Raw genomic sequence first — 13423 nt, forward strand, 5'->3', positions numbered from 1 at the left:
AGAGGCACGTAATATACAAATTTACTAGGACGTTTAAGACTAAGTGCTCAACGCCTTACGGCATCAAAGGTAGAGGCACAATATCATATTCAGATTGCTCAAAAGCCTGAAAGTGTGCTCAACGCCTTACGGCATCAAAGGTAGAGGCACGGGCGAGAAGTAGGTGTAGCTACTCTAGTGACGAGTGCTCAACGCCTTACGGCATCAAAGGTAGAGGCACTTAAGCAACCAAACTTACCTAGATCCGCAAACACTAGTGCTCAACGCCTTACGGCATCAAAGGTAGAGGCACCACAATCCCTGCAGAATTCTATCATCTCCCAGAGAGTGCTCAACGCCTTACGGCATCAAAGGTAGAGGCACCCCTCAGGACCCGCGGGGCAGACATCCACCGACAGTGCTCAACGCCTTACGGCATCAAAGGTAGAGGCACATGACCAATAGAGAATCTCCTAAATAGAAAGGTTTCCGTGCTCAACGCCTTACGGCATCAAAGGTAGAGGCACTCTGGTTTATCAAAAAAGTAAACCCAGCTCAAACGTGCTCAACGCCTTACGGCATCAAAGGTAGAGGCACGAGAGTAGTCAGCGATAATAAGGCGCTTACCCTCTTGTGCTCAACGCCTTACGGCATCAAAGGTAGAGGCACGGGCGAAGGAAGACTTCAAGCTCCTTGGCAAAATAGTGCTCAACGCCTTACGGCATCAAAGGTAGAGGCACCTTAGCTTTCTTCTGCACTTTTGGCGGTACAAAAGTGCTCAACGCCTTACGGCATCAAAGGTAGAGGCACCGGCTTCGTAATGTAGCTATTGAAGTAACCAACCCAGTGCTCAACGCCTTACGGCATCAAAGGTAGAGGCACCTTCGCAGGAATAGCAATTGTGCCTGCAGTTTGTAGTGCTCAACGCCTTACGGCATCAAAGGTAGAGGCACTTACAAATGGATGAGAAATTTAGGATTTCCGACTGTAGTGCTCAACGCCTTACGGCATCAAAGGTAGAGGCACCTGTCCCTTCTGGGCGAAGTTGACTTAGATCAAAGATGTGCTCAACGCCTTACGGCATCAAAGGTAGAGGCACTGACGTTAAACTGCTCTTTTTTTGTGCCCTAAGGTGCTCAACGCCTTACGGCATCAAAGGTAGAGGCACGTTTAGTAGAGTAGAACGACCTGAAGATTATTGGAGTGCTCAACGCCTTACGGCATCAAAGGTAGAGGCACAGCCACTAGGTTGACCTGAGGATTAAAAGGTGAGGCTTTAGGGTGCTCAACGCCTTACGGCATCAAAGGTAGAGGCACCTAGCAAGCTAAGCAAGCATAAAAGAGTAAATTTGTGTGCTCAACGCCTTACGGCATCAAAGGTAGAGGCACGAGGAGGAAAAACCGCGAAATTATCTTACAAAAAGTGCTCAACGCCTTACGGCATCAAAGGTAGAGGCACACCTATCATCATCCCCGTGGTGGAAAAGGCAATCAAGTGCTCAACGCCTTACGGCATCAAAGGTAGAGGCACCTCGTCTAAGAATTTCATTCAGTTTAGAGTATACCGAGTGCTCAACGCCTTACGGCATCAAAGGTAGAGGCACAATTTTTAAGTTCTAACCTTTACTCTAACCTAGGCCGTGCTCAACGCCTTACGGCATCAAAGGTAGAGGCACTTGCACAAGCTTTGAAGGCGATACAAATAGCGAGGTGCTCAACGCCTTACGGCATCAAAGGTAGAGGCACATTGCGCCGTTTATTAATAACTACCCCTCTGAACACGTGCTCAACGCCTTACGGCATCAAAGGTAGAGGCACGTTTTAAAACTGCCTCTGCTAAATTACTAGCACTTCGTGCTCAACGCCTTACGGCATCAAAGGTAGAGGCACAAGATCTTTTTTGATGTAAATATAATACTCGTGGTTGTGCTCAACGCCTTACGGCATCAAAGGTAGAGGCACAAATATAGAGGAAATTAGCGTTGCATTGAGTGAGCGTGCTCAACGCCTTACGGCATCAAAGGTAGAGGCACCCCAAGAATCAGTGTTGTGAAAATAGTGCTTGTTAGTGCTCAACGCCTTACGGCATCAAAGGTAGAGGCACTCGCCACAACCAGATAGAAAAGTACGCTAGGGAACGTGCTCAACGCCTTACGGCATCAAAGGTAGAGGCACAGCGGCGCCCTAGAAATGCCTCTAGGACTAGCTTAGCACAGTCACTTTTCAAGCACCTCAGGCACTTTGTTTTTTTGTGACTGTAAAATTTTTAGCCTCGGACAGTATTCAGTTGTCAATCCCGCTCTGGGGAATAGGTTCAGAGATTTTCAAGCACCTCTAAATCTAACAAAAACTCCCAAACCTAGTCAAGGGGCTGTATTTGAATATCGGCGCGTTCGGAGAATATTTGAGTCCAGAGGTGCTTGCATGCTAAAAGATTTTGAAGTTCTGCTCCGACATTGGCCATGTCCCCGCTCGGTTGCAAGCGCATACCCGCTCAACGCATTGGCTGCACAATCCTACGATTAGGAGACTGTCTTCCTTTGTGAGGATTTTTTCTAGTTGCCACCGCAGCTTTTCCCGCTCCCGTGGCGTGAGACGACAGCGAAAAATCGAGAACTGTAATCGTTCACCATAGCCCTCTAACTGCTTATAAGCCTGTCGCCATCGCTTGGGGTCGCGGATGTCGTAGCAGATGAGGTACCAATTTTTGGATTCACCCATGGGTCAACGCAAAATGAGTTTGCCAAATAGACCTGCTTCACCACACCATTCCTTTTCGAGCAAACGTACTTCCAGCTCCAAGATTCGCCGATAAGTGAGCGAGTAGTTGGTCACTGGATGTTTCCATGTTTCACCTTTGCGGGCTTCATAGAGTTCAATGAACTTACGCCGACCATAGTCACTTAGCCATACGTGATCTCGGTGTACCTCAAAGCACTCGTCAAAGTTCCACTGCATACGGTTAATCGAACCAATAACGACCATATCCACAAGGGGGACGCGGAAAATTTCCATCAAGTCCAACGCAAGGGGTGGTGCTTGGGTACGCGGCTGATGATAGAAGCCAAAGGCGGGTTCAAGACCAACAGTGAGAATGGCATTCATCACGTCCTTGAGGAGCATGCCATAGCCAAAACTGAGCAGCGCATTAAAACGATCTTTCGGGGGGCGGCGATTGCGACCGTTGAAGTGCAACTCCTTCGGAACGTGATCCCCCAGTAAATAGGGCAACGCTGAAAAATACAGGGCGCCAAGATTGCCTTCAATGCCGCGTAGAGCCTCTAGGGAATTGGCGTGGGAGATGCTGCTAATGAGCCGATCCATTTGCGTAGTGGTCTCTTGCAATGCAGGCAGAGCATCTTGGCGATTCCGCTGTCCTCGGAGTAACAGGCGACGCTGACTCTGTCCCCGGCAGTTCACCAGTAACTGGGCAAGACGTAAACATTGGTCTGGGTTCGTCAGGGCTTGATATTGACGAATACGCCGTTGAATACTGCCCTTGCGGTTGTCAATGCTGCCGATATAACGCCCACCACTGCTGATGAAGTGAACACCGACATCCTCATAGGCACAGAGATGAATGGCTGGGGTGGTAATTTGGGCAAATTTGTGGATAACAACTTGACCCACCTGCTGAATGGGCAGCTTTTGCTCAGGTTCATCGTCAATGGCAATCCGTAGCTGCTCGCCAGCTCGCCTGATTACCGCTTTGCCAGCCGTGACATGGATAATCTCACGCTCGTCATCTCGCGGAAATAACCGCAGGGGTAAATGCTCAGGATCTCGGGCGAGGCGGGCTTCTTCAGGCAGGCAAACAGGCGCCAAGGAGCAGTTGAGACAAAGTCTTTCGTTGCTACAGACAGGGGGACGTTCTAGGGAAGCACGCAGTTGACGCGCTTGCTCGATTGTGTCCCGCACCAGTTGGCGGCCTGCCTCATCCACAGGAACCCGTACAGTGACGTTATCGCGGTGATAGTGAATGCGGCCTTCGGGGACAGTGACGCCGAGAACGGTTTCTAGTAAACAGGCATAGGCCAGAATTTGTACCCTGTCGCTGTGCCAAGCTTGGGGCTGCTGCTGGCGATCGCGATAACAGCGACCGATTTTGTGCTCGTAGGGAATCAAATGCCCCTCTAGGGTACGCAGTGCATCAACCCGCCCCCGGAGGCCAAGGGCTACACTTTCCAGATTGAATTCTTGCCAATCTTCCCGTTCTAATTTTTGTAGCTCAGCGTGGAGCCGTCGCCCGGCAAAGACGGATTCATTTTGGGTGTAAAGTTCCTCAACTTCTTCGAGATAAAATAACCGCTGACAGTAGGCAAAAGCATGGAGAGAATTAACGCGCAGTGTCTCCGTTTCAGCGCAGGCAACGGTCTGTTCCATGATTGATATCTCCAGTGAGAAGATTCCACTGGTTTATCCATTGGCCTTAGGGAGAAAATGCAAGGCAAAAGTCAGGAAGAATTTCCTCTCCTGAAAGCGTTGTTGGCAGAGACACGCTCTCTGGTGTTTGCTGGGGGCGATAAATTTCTGCCATTTGTTGCTGGGGGACAATCAACCAGCCAAGGCGGCAACCATTGTCCATGTATTCCTGCATTTTTGCCCTTAAATGGGACAAGTCATCACTAGCAGACGCGAGTTCAATCACAAAATCGGGGCAAAGAGGCACAAAGCCTTGGCGTTCCTCTGGGGTTAGGCGCTGCCAATGTTCCTTGGTAATCCATGCAACATCGGGTGAGCGAATGGCGCCATTGGGCAGGCGAAATCCCGTTGAGGAGTCAAAGACCTCCCCTAGTTGAGTTTGGCGATTCCAAAGACTAATGTCAGCCGTGAGGGCGGCATTGTAGCGACCCGTTTCGCCGCCTGTAGGGGGCATAACAACCAATTCTCCCGCAGCAGTTAATTCAAACCGTAGATTAGGATTGGCTTTGATAATCTCTGCGAATTGCTCTTCAGTGAACTGAAGGGTTTTGGGTAGATACACGGGGGGAGCATGGTGCATAGCTATTGCCCCTCAAAGATCTAACGGTTTTTCCACCATTCAAAACTACGTTTCCATTCTCGCGATCGCGGGGGTAATTCCTGCAATGATGCTGCCACATGGTTAAAAACCTGCTCCATCACGGGTAAGGGCACTTGGTCTTCCGCTTCAAAGAGAATAGCTAGCCGCTGCCCCCCTTGGAGATGCATCAAATATAACTCTTGGTGAATCGGTCGGGGGGTTGGATAATAAAACATTTCACCACGGACTCGCCGTCCCAAAATTCGCCGCTCAATGCGTGCGGGGGCTGCTGAGAGAGGACCCCCCACTTGGGTAAACCGTAGCCAACTGCGCAACTCTTGATCCGAAAGTCCCCCCAGTACCTCGCTTGTTTTGGGTAGGCTAATCAGGCTCACCATTAACTCGTGCTCCCCCGGTACGGCATTGGCGGGATAGACCACAGCAACGCCATTTTCACCAAAAGAAGTGGGTGGCGAAAATTGTAGGGGTGTTTCAAAGGATAACCCCAGTAGTTGATAGCGTTGGGGGACAGGGGCAGCAGCCTGAATTGTCGGTTCACTCGCCCGACCCATGAGCAGGGGAAAGGCGCCCAAAAGGGTCAGACTACAACCAAGGGTCAGCAGCAAGCGCATAACGGCCTCACACTAGGGGGATGACTGGTATTGTTGACGATAGGCAGTGTATAGACCTTCTAGGAAGTCCTCAGCACTGAGGGTAGGCCAGTGGGCGGGATAGGTGGGCAGCAACAGGGGTTCTAATTGCTGACGCAGCTCTTGAGCCGCTTGATAGCGACCGACAGGACTCAGGCGATCGCGATTGTTGAGGTAATTGCGTACTAGGAGATACTGTTCGGGAGTCATCCGTTCCCAATGGGCGAGCGATCGCAACTCCTGCACCCAAGCCCCCTGTGGTTGCTGAAGGGTTGTAGCTTTAGGAGCCAACCGTGTCGCTTGTTCATCTTGAATCACAAGGGTACCCGCCACCATATCTCCCAAACGTTTTTCTGATCGAGATAACGCCACTAGGAGTGCCCCTATACCGAAAAAAGCAAAATCAATGGGTTGCAGCAGACTGCGCAGGGTTGCTTCCTTCAGACCAATGGGAAGGCCATTGTCTTGGACGACGCGAATTTCCGCAAAGCGCTTGCCGGGGGTTTGCCCCTGCCAGTAGGTTTCAAAGAAAATGTAATAGCCGTTGTAGAGGGCAAACATTACCAACAGGTAAATGCCCAAACTCCAAGCTTCAATACTCTGGCCACTAGCGGGTAGCACCTCAATCAGCCACGGGTAAAGGGCATAGAAGTAGATGTACCCTGCCGCCAGCGAAAAAAGCACAAGTGCCGTGTAGAGAATCACCTGATCAATCAGCCAAGCCAAAACGCGGCTGCCAATTCCCCCAAGGGCAAAGTCCAACTCGATGCTTTCCGGTGTGCGTAGTGTGACCCGCCGCAACCAGCGCAGGGGATTCACTGCTTCAGGGCGGACTTGAAACGCTGCTCCTTCATTGCGGACTCGCAGATCCCAGTACAGAACTGCCTTGATCCCTTGCCAGAGGGGCAGGAGTAAAACCCCTACAAAGAGGCCAGCAACGGGAATAATCACCACGCTGTTGATAATACTGCCAAGGAGATTGGCGGGAATCGTTGCAAGGGAAGCAACAAAAAATACCGTTAGGGTATGCCATGCCTGTCCCTGCGTCAGTTGCCAACTGCGCCGAACGGATTTGAGGGGCGTACAGTCCGGTTCAAGGGCTAAGACCACATCAACAAGGGAGAGCCGCGCCATAAAGTAGCTAATCACCAACAGCGCAAGGAGCACTAGCAACAGGATACTGAGCAGAAAAGTTAAAAAGAAGAGACTTCTTGCGGGTTCCGTTTGGATATTCTGCTCGAGGAATTGCACTAAGGGGGATGCCACCAAATAAATTAAGTAGCCGATCGCCCCCAAGACCCCATACACCAAGAGCAAAATGACACCGACCATCAGAGTGGCCAGCAAATAATTCAGCATCTTGGGAAAAATGAAGCTGCGGGCTGCCGATTCTGATTCCTCAAGAGCCGTCAGGACAGCGTAAATACGACGAGAAAGCAGCGCACCACTGGCCATTAGCCGTGTCCAACCAAAGAGATACAAGGGCAAAGCCACGAGGATACTAATGCCTGTGAGCCAGAGAAAGGGGGCAACATTATCCATCGCCCCAGCAAGAATCCCCCCAACAATCAGTGCTACGGCCACGATCAGCACGGCGGCAATGGTGAGCAGAAAAAACCACGCATGGGCAAAAAGGCTCAAAAGAAAGTAGCGATTGCCCTGATGACGGTACAGTTCCAAAGCAATCGTGACGACATTGCCACTAGAGAGCGCAGAGGGGAGTCGTCCTCGCCGCCGAAAAGGCCACATTCGCGATACCCAACCAATTGGAGATCGAAATGATCCTAGCGTTTGCGCCCATTGGTTCCTGCGCCACCTTTGTAAAATTTGTTAACATTAGAACAATTTAATCCTTCGTTCATCACTGTTTTCGTTCTGTTTTCGATGGCTGAGGTGCGGGCATTGACCCCTCTGGCCAGCTTAGGTATTGATTGCGTTTTGGCCAGTTTAAGGAGCAGGTATGGCACTGTACGCAGAATTACATCGGCATTTGGGTGGCTCAGTGGTACCGCGGATTCTTTGGCGGTATTTTCAGCGGAACGATCGCGCCCTTGCAGATCGCTTTCCTGACTATGAGGAATTTGAAACCTTTTATACTCGCCCCCGCCAATCCCTTGAAGAATACCTCGAACTCCACACCCTAGTGGAGAGTGTGCAAACGCCGCAAACTTTGCCCTATTTCATCTTTCGCTTGATTCGCGGCGCCTATATTTTTGAAAACTTGGCGTATCTAGAGCTGCGCTATACCCCCTATCTGCGCACGGATCCGCAGCGATCCCAGAGCGATCGCATTGAGCAGATGGCCGACATTGTTAAAACGGTGGGTCTGGCTTGCCAAGTACCAGAATACCCGATTGTCACGAGCCAAATTCTCTGTATGCACACGCGGCTACCCTATGCGGTGAACCGTGCCATTGTTGATCTGGCGGCGAGTTTTCCGCAGTTTGTCTGTGGCATTGACTTGGCCGGGGGCGATAGCGTCTATGGCGATCGCATGGCGGAATTTATTGAACTCTATGCCTATGCCCGCGATCGCGGTCTCAAAACCACCGGCCACCTCTACGAAACGGTGAATGGCTGCTATCCCGAATTGCTACCCTACCTGCAACGCATTGGTCATGGCATTCAAATTCCCCTGCGCTATCCAGAGCTGCTCAAGGAAGTGGCGGCAGCCGGTCAATGCCTCGAAGTGTGCCCCACCACCTATTTTCAAACGGGTACCCTTGAGAGCTACGCGCAATTACGCCTCGTCTTTGAACGCTGTTTTGAAGCAGGGGTGGACGTGGCCATCTGTACCGACAACGCGGGTCTGCACAACGTGCGGCTGCCCTTTGAGTACGAAAACTTGCTCACCCACGACATCCTCAACTTCAAGGAGTTACAAGCCTGTCAGGAAGCCGCCTTTCGCCATGCCTTTGCTTGGCCCCATGCGCAACCGCCGACCCTACTGTTGAGTAACCTGCTTCAGGGCAATTCCCCCCAAAATGCACTTGCAGGCTGCGCAATCCAGTAAGATAGGCCTATGAGCAAGATTGAACGCATTACGGGTCGTGGCCTTCCTCTGCGGGGCAACGATATCGATACGGATCGCATTATTCCCGCACGGTTTCTCCGCTGTGTCACTTTTGATGGCCTTGGGGAACACGTTTTTGCTGACGATCGCCAGTCGGGGCAACACCCTTTTGACCTGCCTCAGTACCAAGGGGCACGGATTCTGGTGGTGAATGCCAATTTTGGCTGTGGCTCTAGTCGCGAACACGCCCCCCAAGCGATCGCCCGTTGGGGAATTCAAGCAATTGTCAGCGAAAGCTTTGCCGAGATCTTTGCCGGAAACTGCTTGGCAATGGGGGTTCCCTGTCTGACGGCAGCTCCAGAACAGGTACAAGCACTGCAAACCCTCTTAGAAGATCAGCCCACTACGGAACTGACCCTAGACTTACAGGCGCTGACCTTGACAGCAGGCGATCAAGTGATTCCCTTAACCATGGCGGAAAGTACGCGGCAAATGCTTCTTTCTGGTCAATGGGATGCCTGTGGTCAACTGTTGGCCAATCAGGACAAAATTCACGACGTTGCAGCGCGGCTGCCCTATGTGCGGTGGGCAGTTAGTTAACCCGTCGCAGTAGCCAAAGCCAAGCCCCAAAGAGCCAACGCCAGCCTTGCCAGCGGCGCGATCGCCCCAATGCAATCACCTCTGGTAGATCAAACAGCTGGTACACTGCCTGTGCCCGTTGCCATTGCCGTCGCCGCAAAAATCGCCATGTTCCCGCCAAGATAAACTGGTGAAAAAAGTCACATTGGCACTGCCGTAGTTCCGCTGGTGAGAGAATCGATAAATTCGCAGCGGCGGCAAAAATATTCCCTAGGGTAGCCAAGGTCTGAGCTTGAAACATCCCCATTGTCAGTGCCTGATCGTGGATTGTGTAAGCTGCCGTTGCGTGGGGAACCGTGTAAACGCCCTTCTGGGCAAGGAATCGCAGCCATTGATAGAGGTCTGTGGCTTCGCCGTAGGCGGGATCAAAATAGCCGACCTCCTCGAGGAGCGATCGCCGCCAGATCAAGGCGGGAAACCGTACAAACGAGGAATGACGTAGCAATTGCCTAAGGGCTTGAGCTGGGGAGAGCCATGTTTGCTGCCGGGGTATCTGCCGTCGCAAACAGCGTTGATGCGAATCCACCAAATGCACGCCAAAGAGAAAGACATCAAAGGCAGTGCCCTCCTTGGTGAGGATGTCGAGAATTGTTGGTATTCCTTGGGGCAGGAGGTAATCATCGTCGTGCAACAGCAGGATAAAGTCCCCTGAAGCCTTCGCCAAGCTGGCGTTCCAATTGGCCACCATCCCTAAGCGCTGGGCATTGTGTTGGTAGTGCCAGCGGCCTGACCATCCAGCTAGTAAATCCTCTACTGCTGTGGGGGTGGCAGAATCATCGGTAATAATGACTTCCACCGGATCGTGGCTCTCAGGGGGCAAGGCTGCGACAACTGAGCGAACCGCTTGTGCCAATCCTTGGGGACGGTTATAGGCCGGAATGCAAATGCTCAATAGGGGTGCTTGTGCCATTGTTGGGAACCTGCACAGTTTGCTGCATAATCCATTGGGGTGGTGCGTTCATCCAAGAGACTTTAGGGCACTGTTTTCGGAGCGATTGCTATGACCTCTGCCACCGTCGATCGCCAACGTTTGCAAGCGGCTTTGGCTTCCCTCAACCTTAGTTTAGAGGCAGAACTCACTCAATATCGCTGCCATCGCATGGTACAAGCCCATTCCCCCTTTGAAGCGCCGCCGGTTCCCGAGTCTGCAACTTCCCCAGAACCGAGTGTCACCCCTGCTGCTGCCGCAGAGCCGATTTCACAAACTGTTCCTCCCGTTGCCAGTTCTTTAGCCCTCACCCCTGAGACAGCACCAGCCACCGATGAACGCGCCAACGGGGGACTCGCCGATCCATTTTTCGAGTTTGATCCCACAGATTTAGCAGAACTCTTGCCCCCCTCCTATCCCAGTGATCCCCCTGCTCCCCAAACACCAAACCCAACAAAGCGTCCCTTTGCCTCTACCCGTGAACTACTCAAGCAGGCCCGAAAAAACCAACAGCGTCCTTGGTTCCAGCGGCGGGAGAGCAATAGTCACCACCTAGTGCAACGCTGGTTAATTGTGGTTGGCATTCTTGCCGGCTTTAGTGGTGCAGCCCTGTGGTGGTTCAACCGCCGACCTGCCCCCGTTGCCACTGAATCACCTGCAACGCCAACAGCAGCATCACCCACGCCCCCCGTCGGCCCTGATATGACTGCGCGGGAATTTCCCGATGTCAATCGCAGCACCCTTGCCCAATTAGAACCTGCGGCGAGTCCATCAACCAGTGCATCACCCACCCCTACGGCCAGCCCAACCCCGGCTGAACCTGAACATACGACGCAGCTTTTTGTGGAAAAAATGCCCAATGGTCGCTACTATGTGCTGGCTCCCTACAAGGAACCTGCGGACTTAGAAAAAGTCCAAGCTGTGGTGCCGGATGCCTTTTTGGTGGGCAATGGCGACCAAACCAAGATTCAACTGGGGATGTTTGTCGATGAGGCCTCGGCTCAAGCGATGGTCAATCAGTTACGCGATCGCCTCTAGGGGCTGATCCAGCGATCGCTGGCATTGCCATAGCGTTCCTGCCACTGCCACCAAGTGAGGTCTTCCCCCTCTAGGCGAAAGGGGTAGGGAGCTTCGCTCCACCAGTGGTTCTCCGCCAATCTCAGTGTCTGCAAGAAAATTTCCCCCTTGAGGGTAGTCAGGAGTCGCTCTTGGCGGCTACCAATCCAATTCCCCTCTAGGTACCAATCTTGAGAAGTCATCGTGACTTCCTCACCCGTTTCGGGTAGGGTGACGGTTCGAGGCGAAGGATCGCGAACGCCAATTTGTGCCCCTTGGTTTTCCCAAATCCAGTTGTGGCGCAGGGTAACATGGGCAGTCGCCCAGCCAAAAATGCCGGGGGTTTGTAGATAGTTCGGGGCAATGCTGTAGTTATAGGCAATTAAGGAATCTTCAATGGTCACTGGACCTGTGCCCGCCTCGAGGAAAAGACCGACAACGGCATTGCCGACAAATTGCGATCGCCGAATCTCAACGTTTTGATTATCAGTATCAAGCCACAGACCGGCCGCTTGGTTCTCAATAGCGCGGTAGCGATCGAAGACAGCACGGCGCAGATGAAAGTACTTATCCCCCGCATCCCAATCGTAAAAGCCTGCCCATGCCCCCCGCCAATTATTCCCTTGAACCAGCACCTGCTGCACTGTGAAGTCCCGCAAATGAACCCCCGCCATGCCCCGCCAGCCATTTTGCAGAAACTGTGTTCGTTCCACCCGCAGGCGATCGCTCTGATGACTTTCGAGGCCGCCCCAATTATTGCCCCAAAAAGTACAGTCTTTAACCTCAATGTCATGGCTGCGTTCAATGCGCACCGCTTGGGTAAATGTGCCACCATAGTGCTCAAAGCGTAGCCCCACCAAACTGATAAAACCACTGTCTAAAATGCGCAGAGCCTCACGGTGAACAGCCACTTCTAATTCACTGGGTGAGATACCCGCAGGCAATGCCACATATAGTTGCTGCTCTGCATCATTCACGTAGAAATCATCCCCCTGCAATTCCCTAAATGAGAGTCGCTGCCGCAGGGGAGTATCCCGCCACCACACCAGTTCGCCCCGCTGTGCCACGAGGGGTAACTCAATACCATAGTCTGTCCACGGATTACCCGAAAAGCCCCAAGCCAATGTCCAAGGGTGACGGTAAATGGTGAACCTAGGCGTGCTGGAGACTTCTTGCCAATCTGACCATTGTTGACTGCCCCGCAAAATCACGCGTTCGCCCGCCTGAGCCACCAGTCGCAGGGGCGTCTGCCGCTGATGAATCGTTCCCAATGCCTCCCGATAAATGCCGCCATGAATGTAAATGTCGCTGGGGCGATCGTGCGCCTGTGCCCAAGCCAAAGCAGCAGCAATCGTACGGAAAGGGGTTACGGCATCGCTGGCTTGTGGATTGGCTGGATTGACTTCTAGGGTGAGGGGTGAGGCTGGAATGGCCGCAATTCTTGGTTGCCTCATCAAGCACAAAACAATCACAAGTACAATGAGCAGCGCGTGTGGCCCCTTCATCGCCGCAGTGGACGAGCTAGATAGGGCACCCACAGAGCGATCGCAGCCACAAAGATCAAGAGCAAGCCAAGGGGCATCTCAATGGATTGCCAAAATAAAAATTTTAGGGACACCGCTTTCGCATTCTGTACCGAAAAGAGGGCGATCGCCCCGCTGCTGATCATCCAGAGTAAAAAGAGCAAAAAGCGGCGCATTTACTTCCCTTCCGCTTGGCGAATCATCTCCTCCGTCTTATGGTAGCGGTTATAGACAGAAAACCCCGTAAACATACCCTTAAGAAAGCCATTCAGTTGCTCGCGGGTACTGGCACTGGCCGTACTCAGAGGTGCCGGCAAAAAGCGATCGCCAAAACCAACAAAGACCAAACCAACCACCAGCACAGGCAAAATCAAGTCTTTGACACGCATAGAGCAAACCTCCACAGGATGATGGCGGAATCGAGAGGACGCGCTAACAGGGAGAACAGATAACTAATAGTTTCTAATGTGCCGCAGGATTGTAAATAATTTTCAGCCTATGCAAAAGAGGGCGATCGCGGTTACAAAGCGTCTATAACAAGAATTGTCAACAAAAATGTCAATAAACATAAACCGTGAAAATACCCATGAAATCTCTGGGAAGGTTGTTGCTACTATAGTAGGCAAGCCATCC

General features: G+C 52.1%; 12 protein-coding genes and 1 CRISPR repeat array (1 of these 13 only partly in view). Of the genes, 3 read left to right on the top strand and 9 right to left on the bottom strand.

The annotated features are described in order from the left end of the window. A CRISPR array of direct repeats spans nucleotides 1-2154; the repeat unit is 36 nt; unit sequence GTGCTCAACGCCTTACGGCATCAAAGGTAGAGGCAC; it begins 1094 nt to the left of the window's first position. 252 nt (nucleotides 2155-2406) lie between these two features. From cas2 to M0644_RS02430, 5 genes are read right to left on the bottom strand one after another with little or no spacing between them, the layout of a single operon-like run. Beyond that, on the bottom strand, nucleotides 2407-2700 hold the full coding sequence (gene cas2 / locus M0644_RS02410) for a CRISPR-associated endonuclease Cas2 (RefSeq protein ID WP_149817829.1): 294 nt from the start codon (nucleotides 2698-2700) through the stop codon (nucleotides 2407-2409). Between the two features lie 3 nt (nucleotides 2701-2703). Beyond that, nucleotides 2704-4362, bottom strand: a complete 1659-nt coding sequence (locus M0644_RS02415; protein ID WP_149817831.1) for a type I-MYXAN CRISPR-associated endonuclease Cas4/Cas1 — start codon at nucleotides 4360-4362, stop codon at nucleotides 2704-2706. 46 nt (nucleotides 4363-4408) lie between these two features. Then, nucleotides 4409-4981, bottom strand: a complete 573-nt coding sequence (locus M0644_RS02420; RefSeq protein WP_149817833.1) for a Uma2 family endonuclease — start codon at nucleotides 4979-4981, stop codon at nucleotides 4409-4411. A gap of 20 nt (nucleotides 4982-5001) precedes the next feature. Then, a complete protein-coding gene (locus M0644_RS02425) occupies nucleotides 5002-5613 on the bottom strand; it encodes a hypothetical protein (RefSeq protein WP_149817835.1) in 612 nt (203 codons plus the stop codon). Nucleotides 5614-5625: 12 nt separating this feature from the next. Continuing rightward, nucleotides 5626-7380, bottom strand: a complete 1755-nt coding sequence (locus tag M0644_RS02430) for an RDD family protein (protein ID WP_286626445.1) — start codon at nucleotides 7378-7380, stop codon at nucleotides 5626-5628. A 211-nt stretch (nucleotides 7381-7591) separates the two neighbouring features. Here M0644_RS02430 and M0644_RS02435 point away from each other — a divergent pair, with 211 nt between their 5' ends. Both M0644_RS02435 and leuD read left to right on the top strand, forming a co-directional pair. Further along, nucleotides 7592-8644 carry an adenosine deaminase gene (locus tag M0644_RS02435; RefSeq protein WP_149817839.1) on the top strand — a complete coding sequence of 351 codons (1053 nt, stop codon included), beginning with the start codon at nucleotides 7592-7594 and terminating at the stop codon, nucleotides 8642-8644. A 9-nt stretch (nucleotides 8645-8653) separates the two neighbouring features. After that, nucleotides 8654-9244, top strand: coding sequence for a 3-isopropylmalate dehydratase small subunit (gene leuD / locus M0644_RS02440; RefSeq protein ID WP_286626447.1), 591 nt, complete (start codon nucleotides 8654-8656; stop codon nucleotides 9242-9244). On the opposite strand, the gene M0644_RS02445 is transcribed toward leuD, so the two are convergent. Further along, the gene (locus M0644_RS02445) at nucleotides 9237-10193 is read right to left on the bottom strand and encodes a glycosyltransferase family 2 protein (protein ID WP_286626448.1); all 957 of its coding nucleotides are present in this window, start codon (nucleotides 10191-10193) and stop codon (nucleotides 9237-9239) included. The genes leuD and M0644_RS02445 overlap by 8 nt on opposite strands. Before the next feature lie 90 nt (nucleotides 10194-10283). Between M0644_RS02445 and M0644_RS02450 the strand changes: the two genes are divergently transcribed. Further along, nucleotides 10284-11249: a hypothetical protein gene (locus M0644_RS02450; RefSeq protein ID WP_286626449.1), complete on the top strand. Its 966-nt coding sequence runs from the start codon at nucleotides 10284-10286 to the stop codon at nucleotides 11247-11249. Here M0644_RS02450 and M0644_RS02455 read toward each other — a convergent pair. The 3 genes from M0644_RS02455 to M0644_RS02465 are packed head-to-tail and all read right to left on the bottom strand — an operon-like array spanning nucleotide 11246 to nucleotide 13179. Then, complete coding sequence (locus M0644_RS02455; RefSeq protein WP_286626450.1) at nucleotides 11246-12721, bottom strand: right-handed parallel beta-helix repeat-containing protein; 1476 nt, start codon at nucleotides 12719-12721, stop codon at nucleotides 11246-11248. The two genes, M0644_RS02450 and M0644_RS02455, sit on opposite strands and share 4 nt — an antisense overlap. Before the next feature lie 47 nt (nucleotides 12722-12768). After that, a complete protein-coding gene (locus tag M0644_RS02460) occupies nucleotides 12769-12966 on the bottom strand; it encodes a lipopolysaccharide assembly protein LapA domain-containing protein (protein WP_024125597.1) in 198 nt (65 codons plus the stop codon). Next, nucleotides 12967-13179 (bottom strand): hypothetical protein, encoded by a 213-nt coding sequence (locus M0644_RS02465; RefSeq protein ID WP_286626452.1) that lies wholly within the window; start codon nucleotides 13177-13179, stop codon nucleotides 12967-12969. Nucleotides 13180-13423 lie beyond the last annotated feature (244 nt).

Source organism: Thermosynechococcus sp. B1, from assembly GCF_030322985.1.
Taxonomy (GTDB): domain Bacteria; phylum Cyanobacteriota; class Cyanobacteriia; order Thermosynechococcales; family Thermosynechococcaceae; genus Thermosynechococcus.

Coding starts and splice junctions, on each gene's coding strand:
- cas2 (WP_149817829.1), bottom strand. CDS start 2,700: ATGGGTGAATCCAAAAATTGGTACCTCATCTGCTACGACATCCGCGAC.
- M0644_RS02415 (WP_149817831.1), bottom strand. CDS start 4,362: ATGGAACAGACCGTTGCCTGCGCTGAAACGGAGACACTGCGCGTTAAT.
- M0644_RS02420 (WP_149817833.1), bottom strand. CDS start 4,981: ATGCACCATGCTCCCCCCGTGTATCTACCCAAAACCCTTCAGTTCACT.
- M0644_RS02425 (WP_149817835.1), bottom strand. CDS start 5,613: ATGCGCTTGCTGCTGACCCTTGGTTGTAGTCTGACCCTTTTGGGCGCC.
- M0644_RS02430 (WP_286626445.1), bottom strand. CDS start 7,380: ATGTGGCCTTTTCGGCGGCGAGGACGACTCCCCTCTGCGCTCTCTAGT.
- M0644_RS02435 (WP_149817839.1), top strand. CDS start 7,592: ATGGCACTGTACGCAGAATTACATCGGCATTTGGGTGGCTCAGTGGTA.
- leuD (WP_286626447.1), top strand. CDS start 8,654: ATGAGCAAGATTGAACGCATTACGGGTCGTGGCCTTCCTCTGCGGGGC.
- M0644_RS02445 (WP_286626448.1), bottom strand. CDS start 10,193: ATGGCACAAGCACCCCTATTGAGCATTTGCATTCCGGCCTATAACCGT.
- M0644_RS02450 (WP_286626449.1), top strand. CDS start 10,284: ATGACCTCTGCCACCGTCGATCGCCAACGTTTGCAAGCGGCTTTGGCT.
- M0644_RS02455 (WP_286626450.1), bottom strand. CDS start 12,721: ATGAGGCAACCAAGAATTGCGGCCATTCCAGCCTCACCCCTCACCCTA.
- M0644_RS02460 (WP_024125597.1), bottom strand. CDS start 12,966: ATGCGCCGCTTTTTGCTCTTTTTACTCTGGATGATCAGCAGCGGGGCG.
- M0644_RS02465 (WP_286626452.1), bottom strand. CDS start 13,179: ATGCGTGTCAAAGACTTGATTTTGCCTGTGCTGGTGGTTGGTTTGGTC.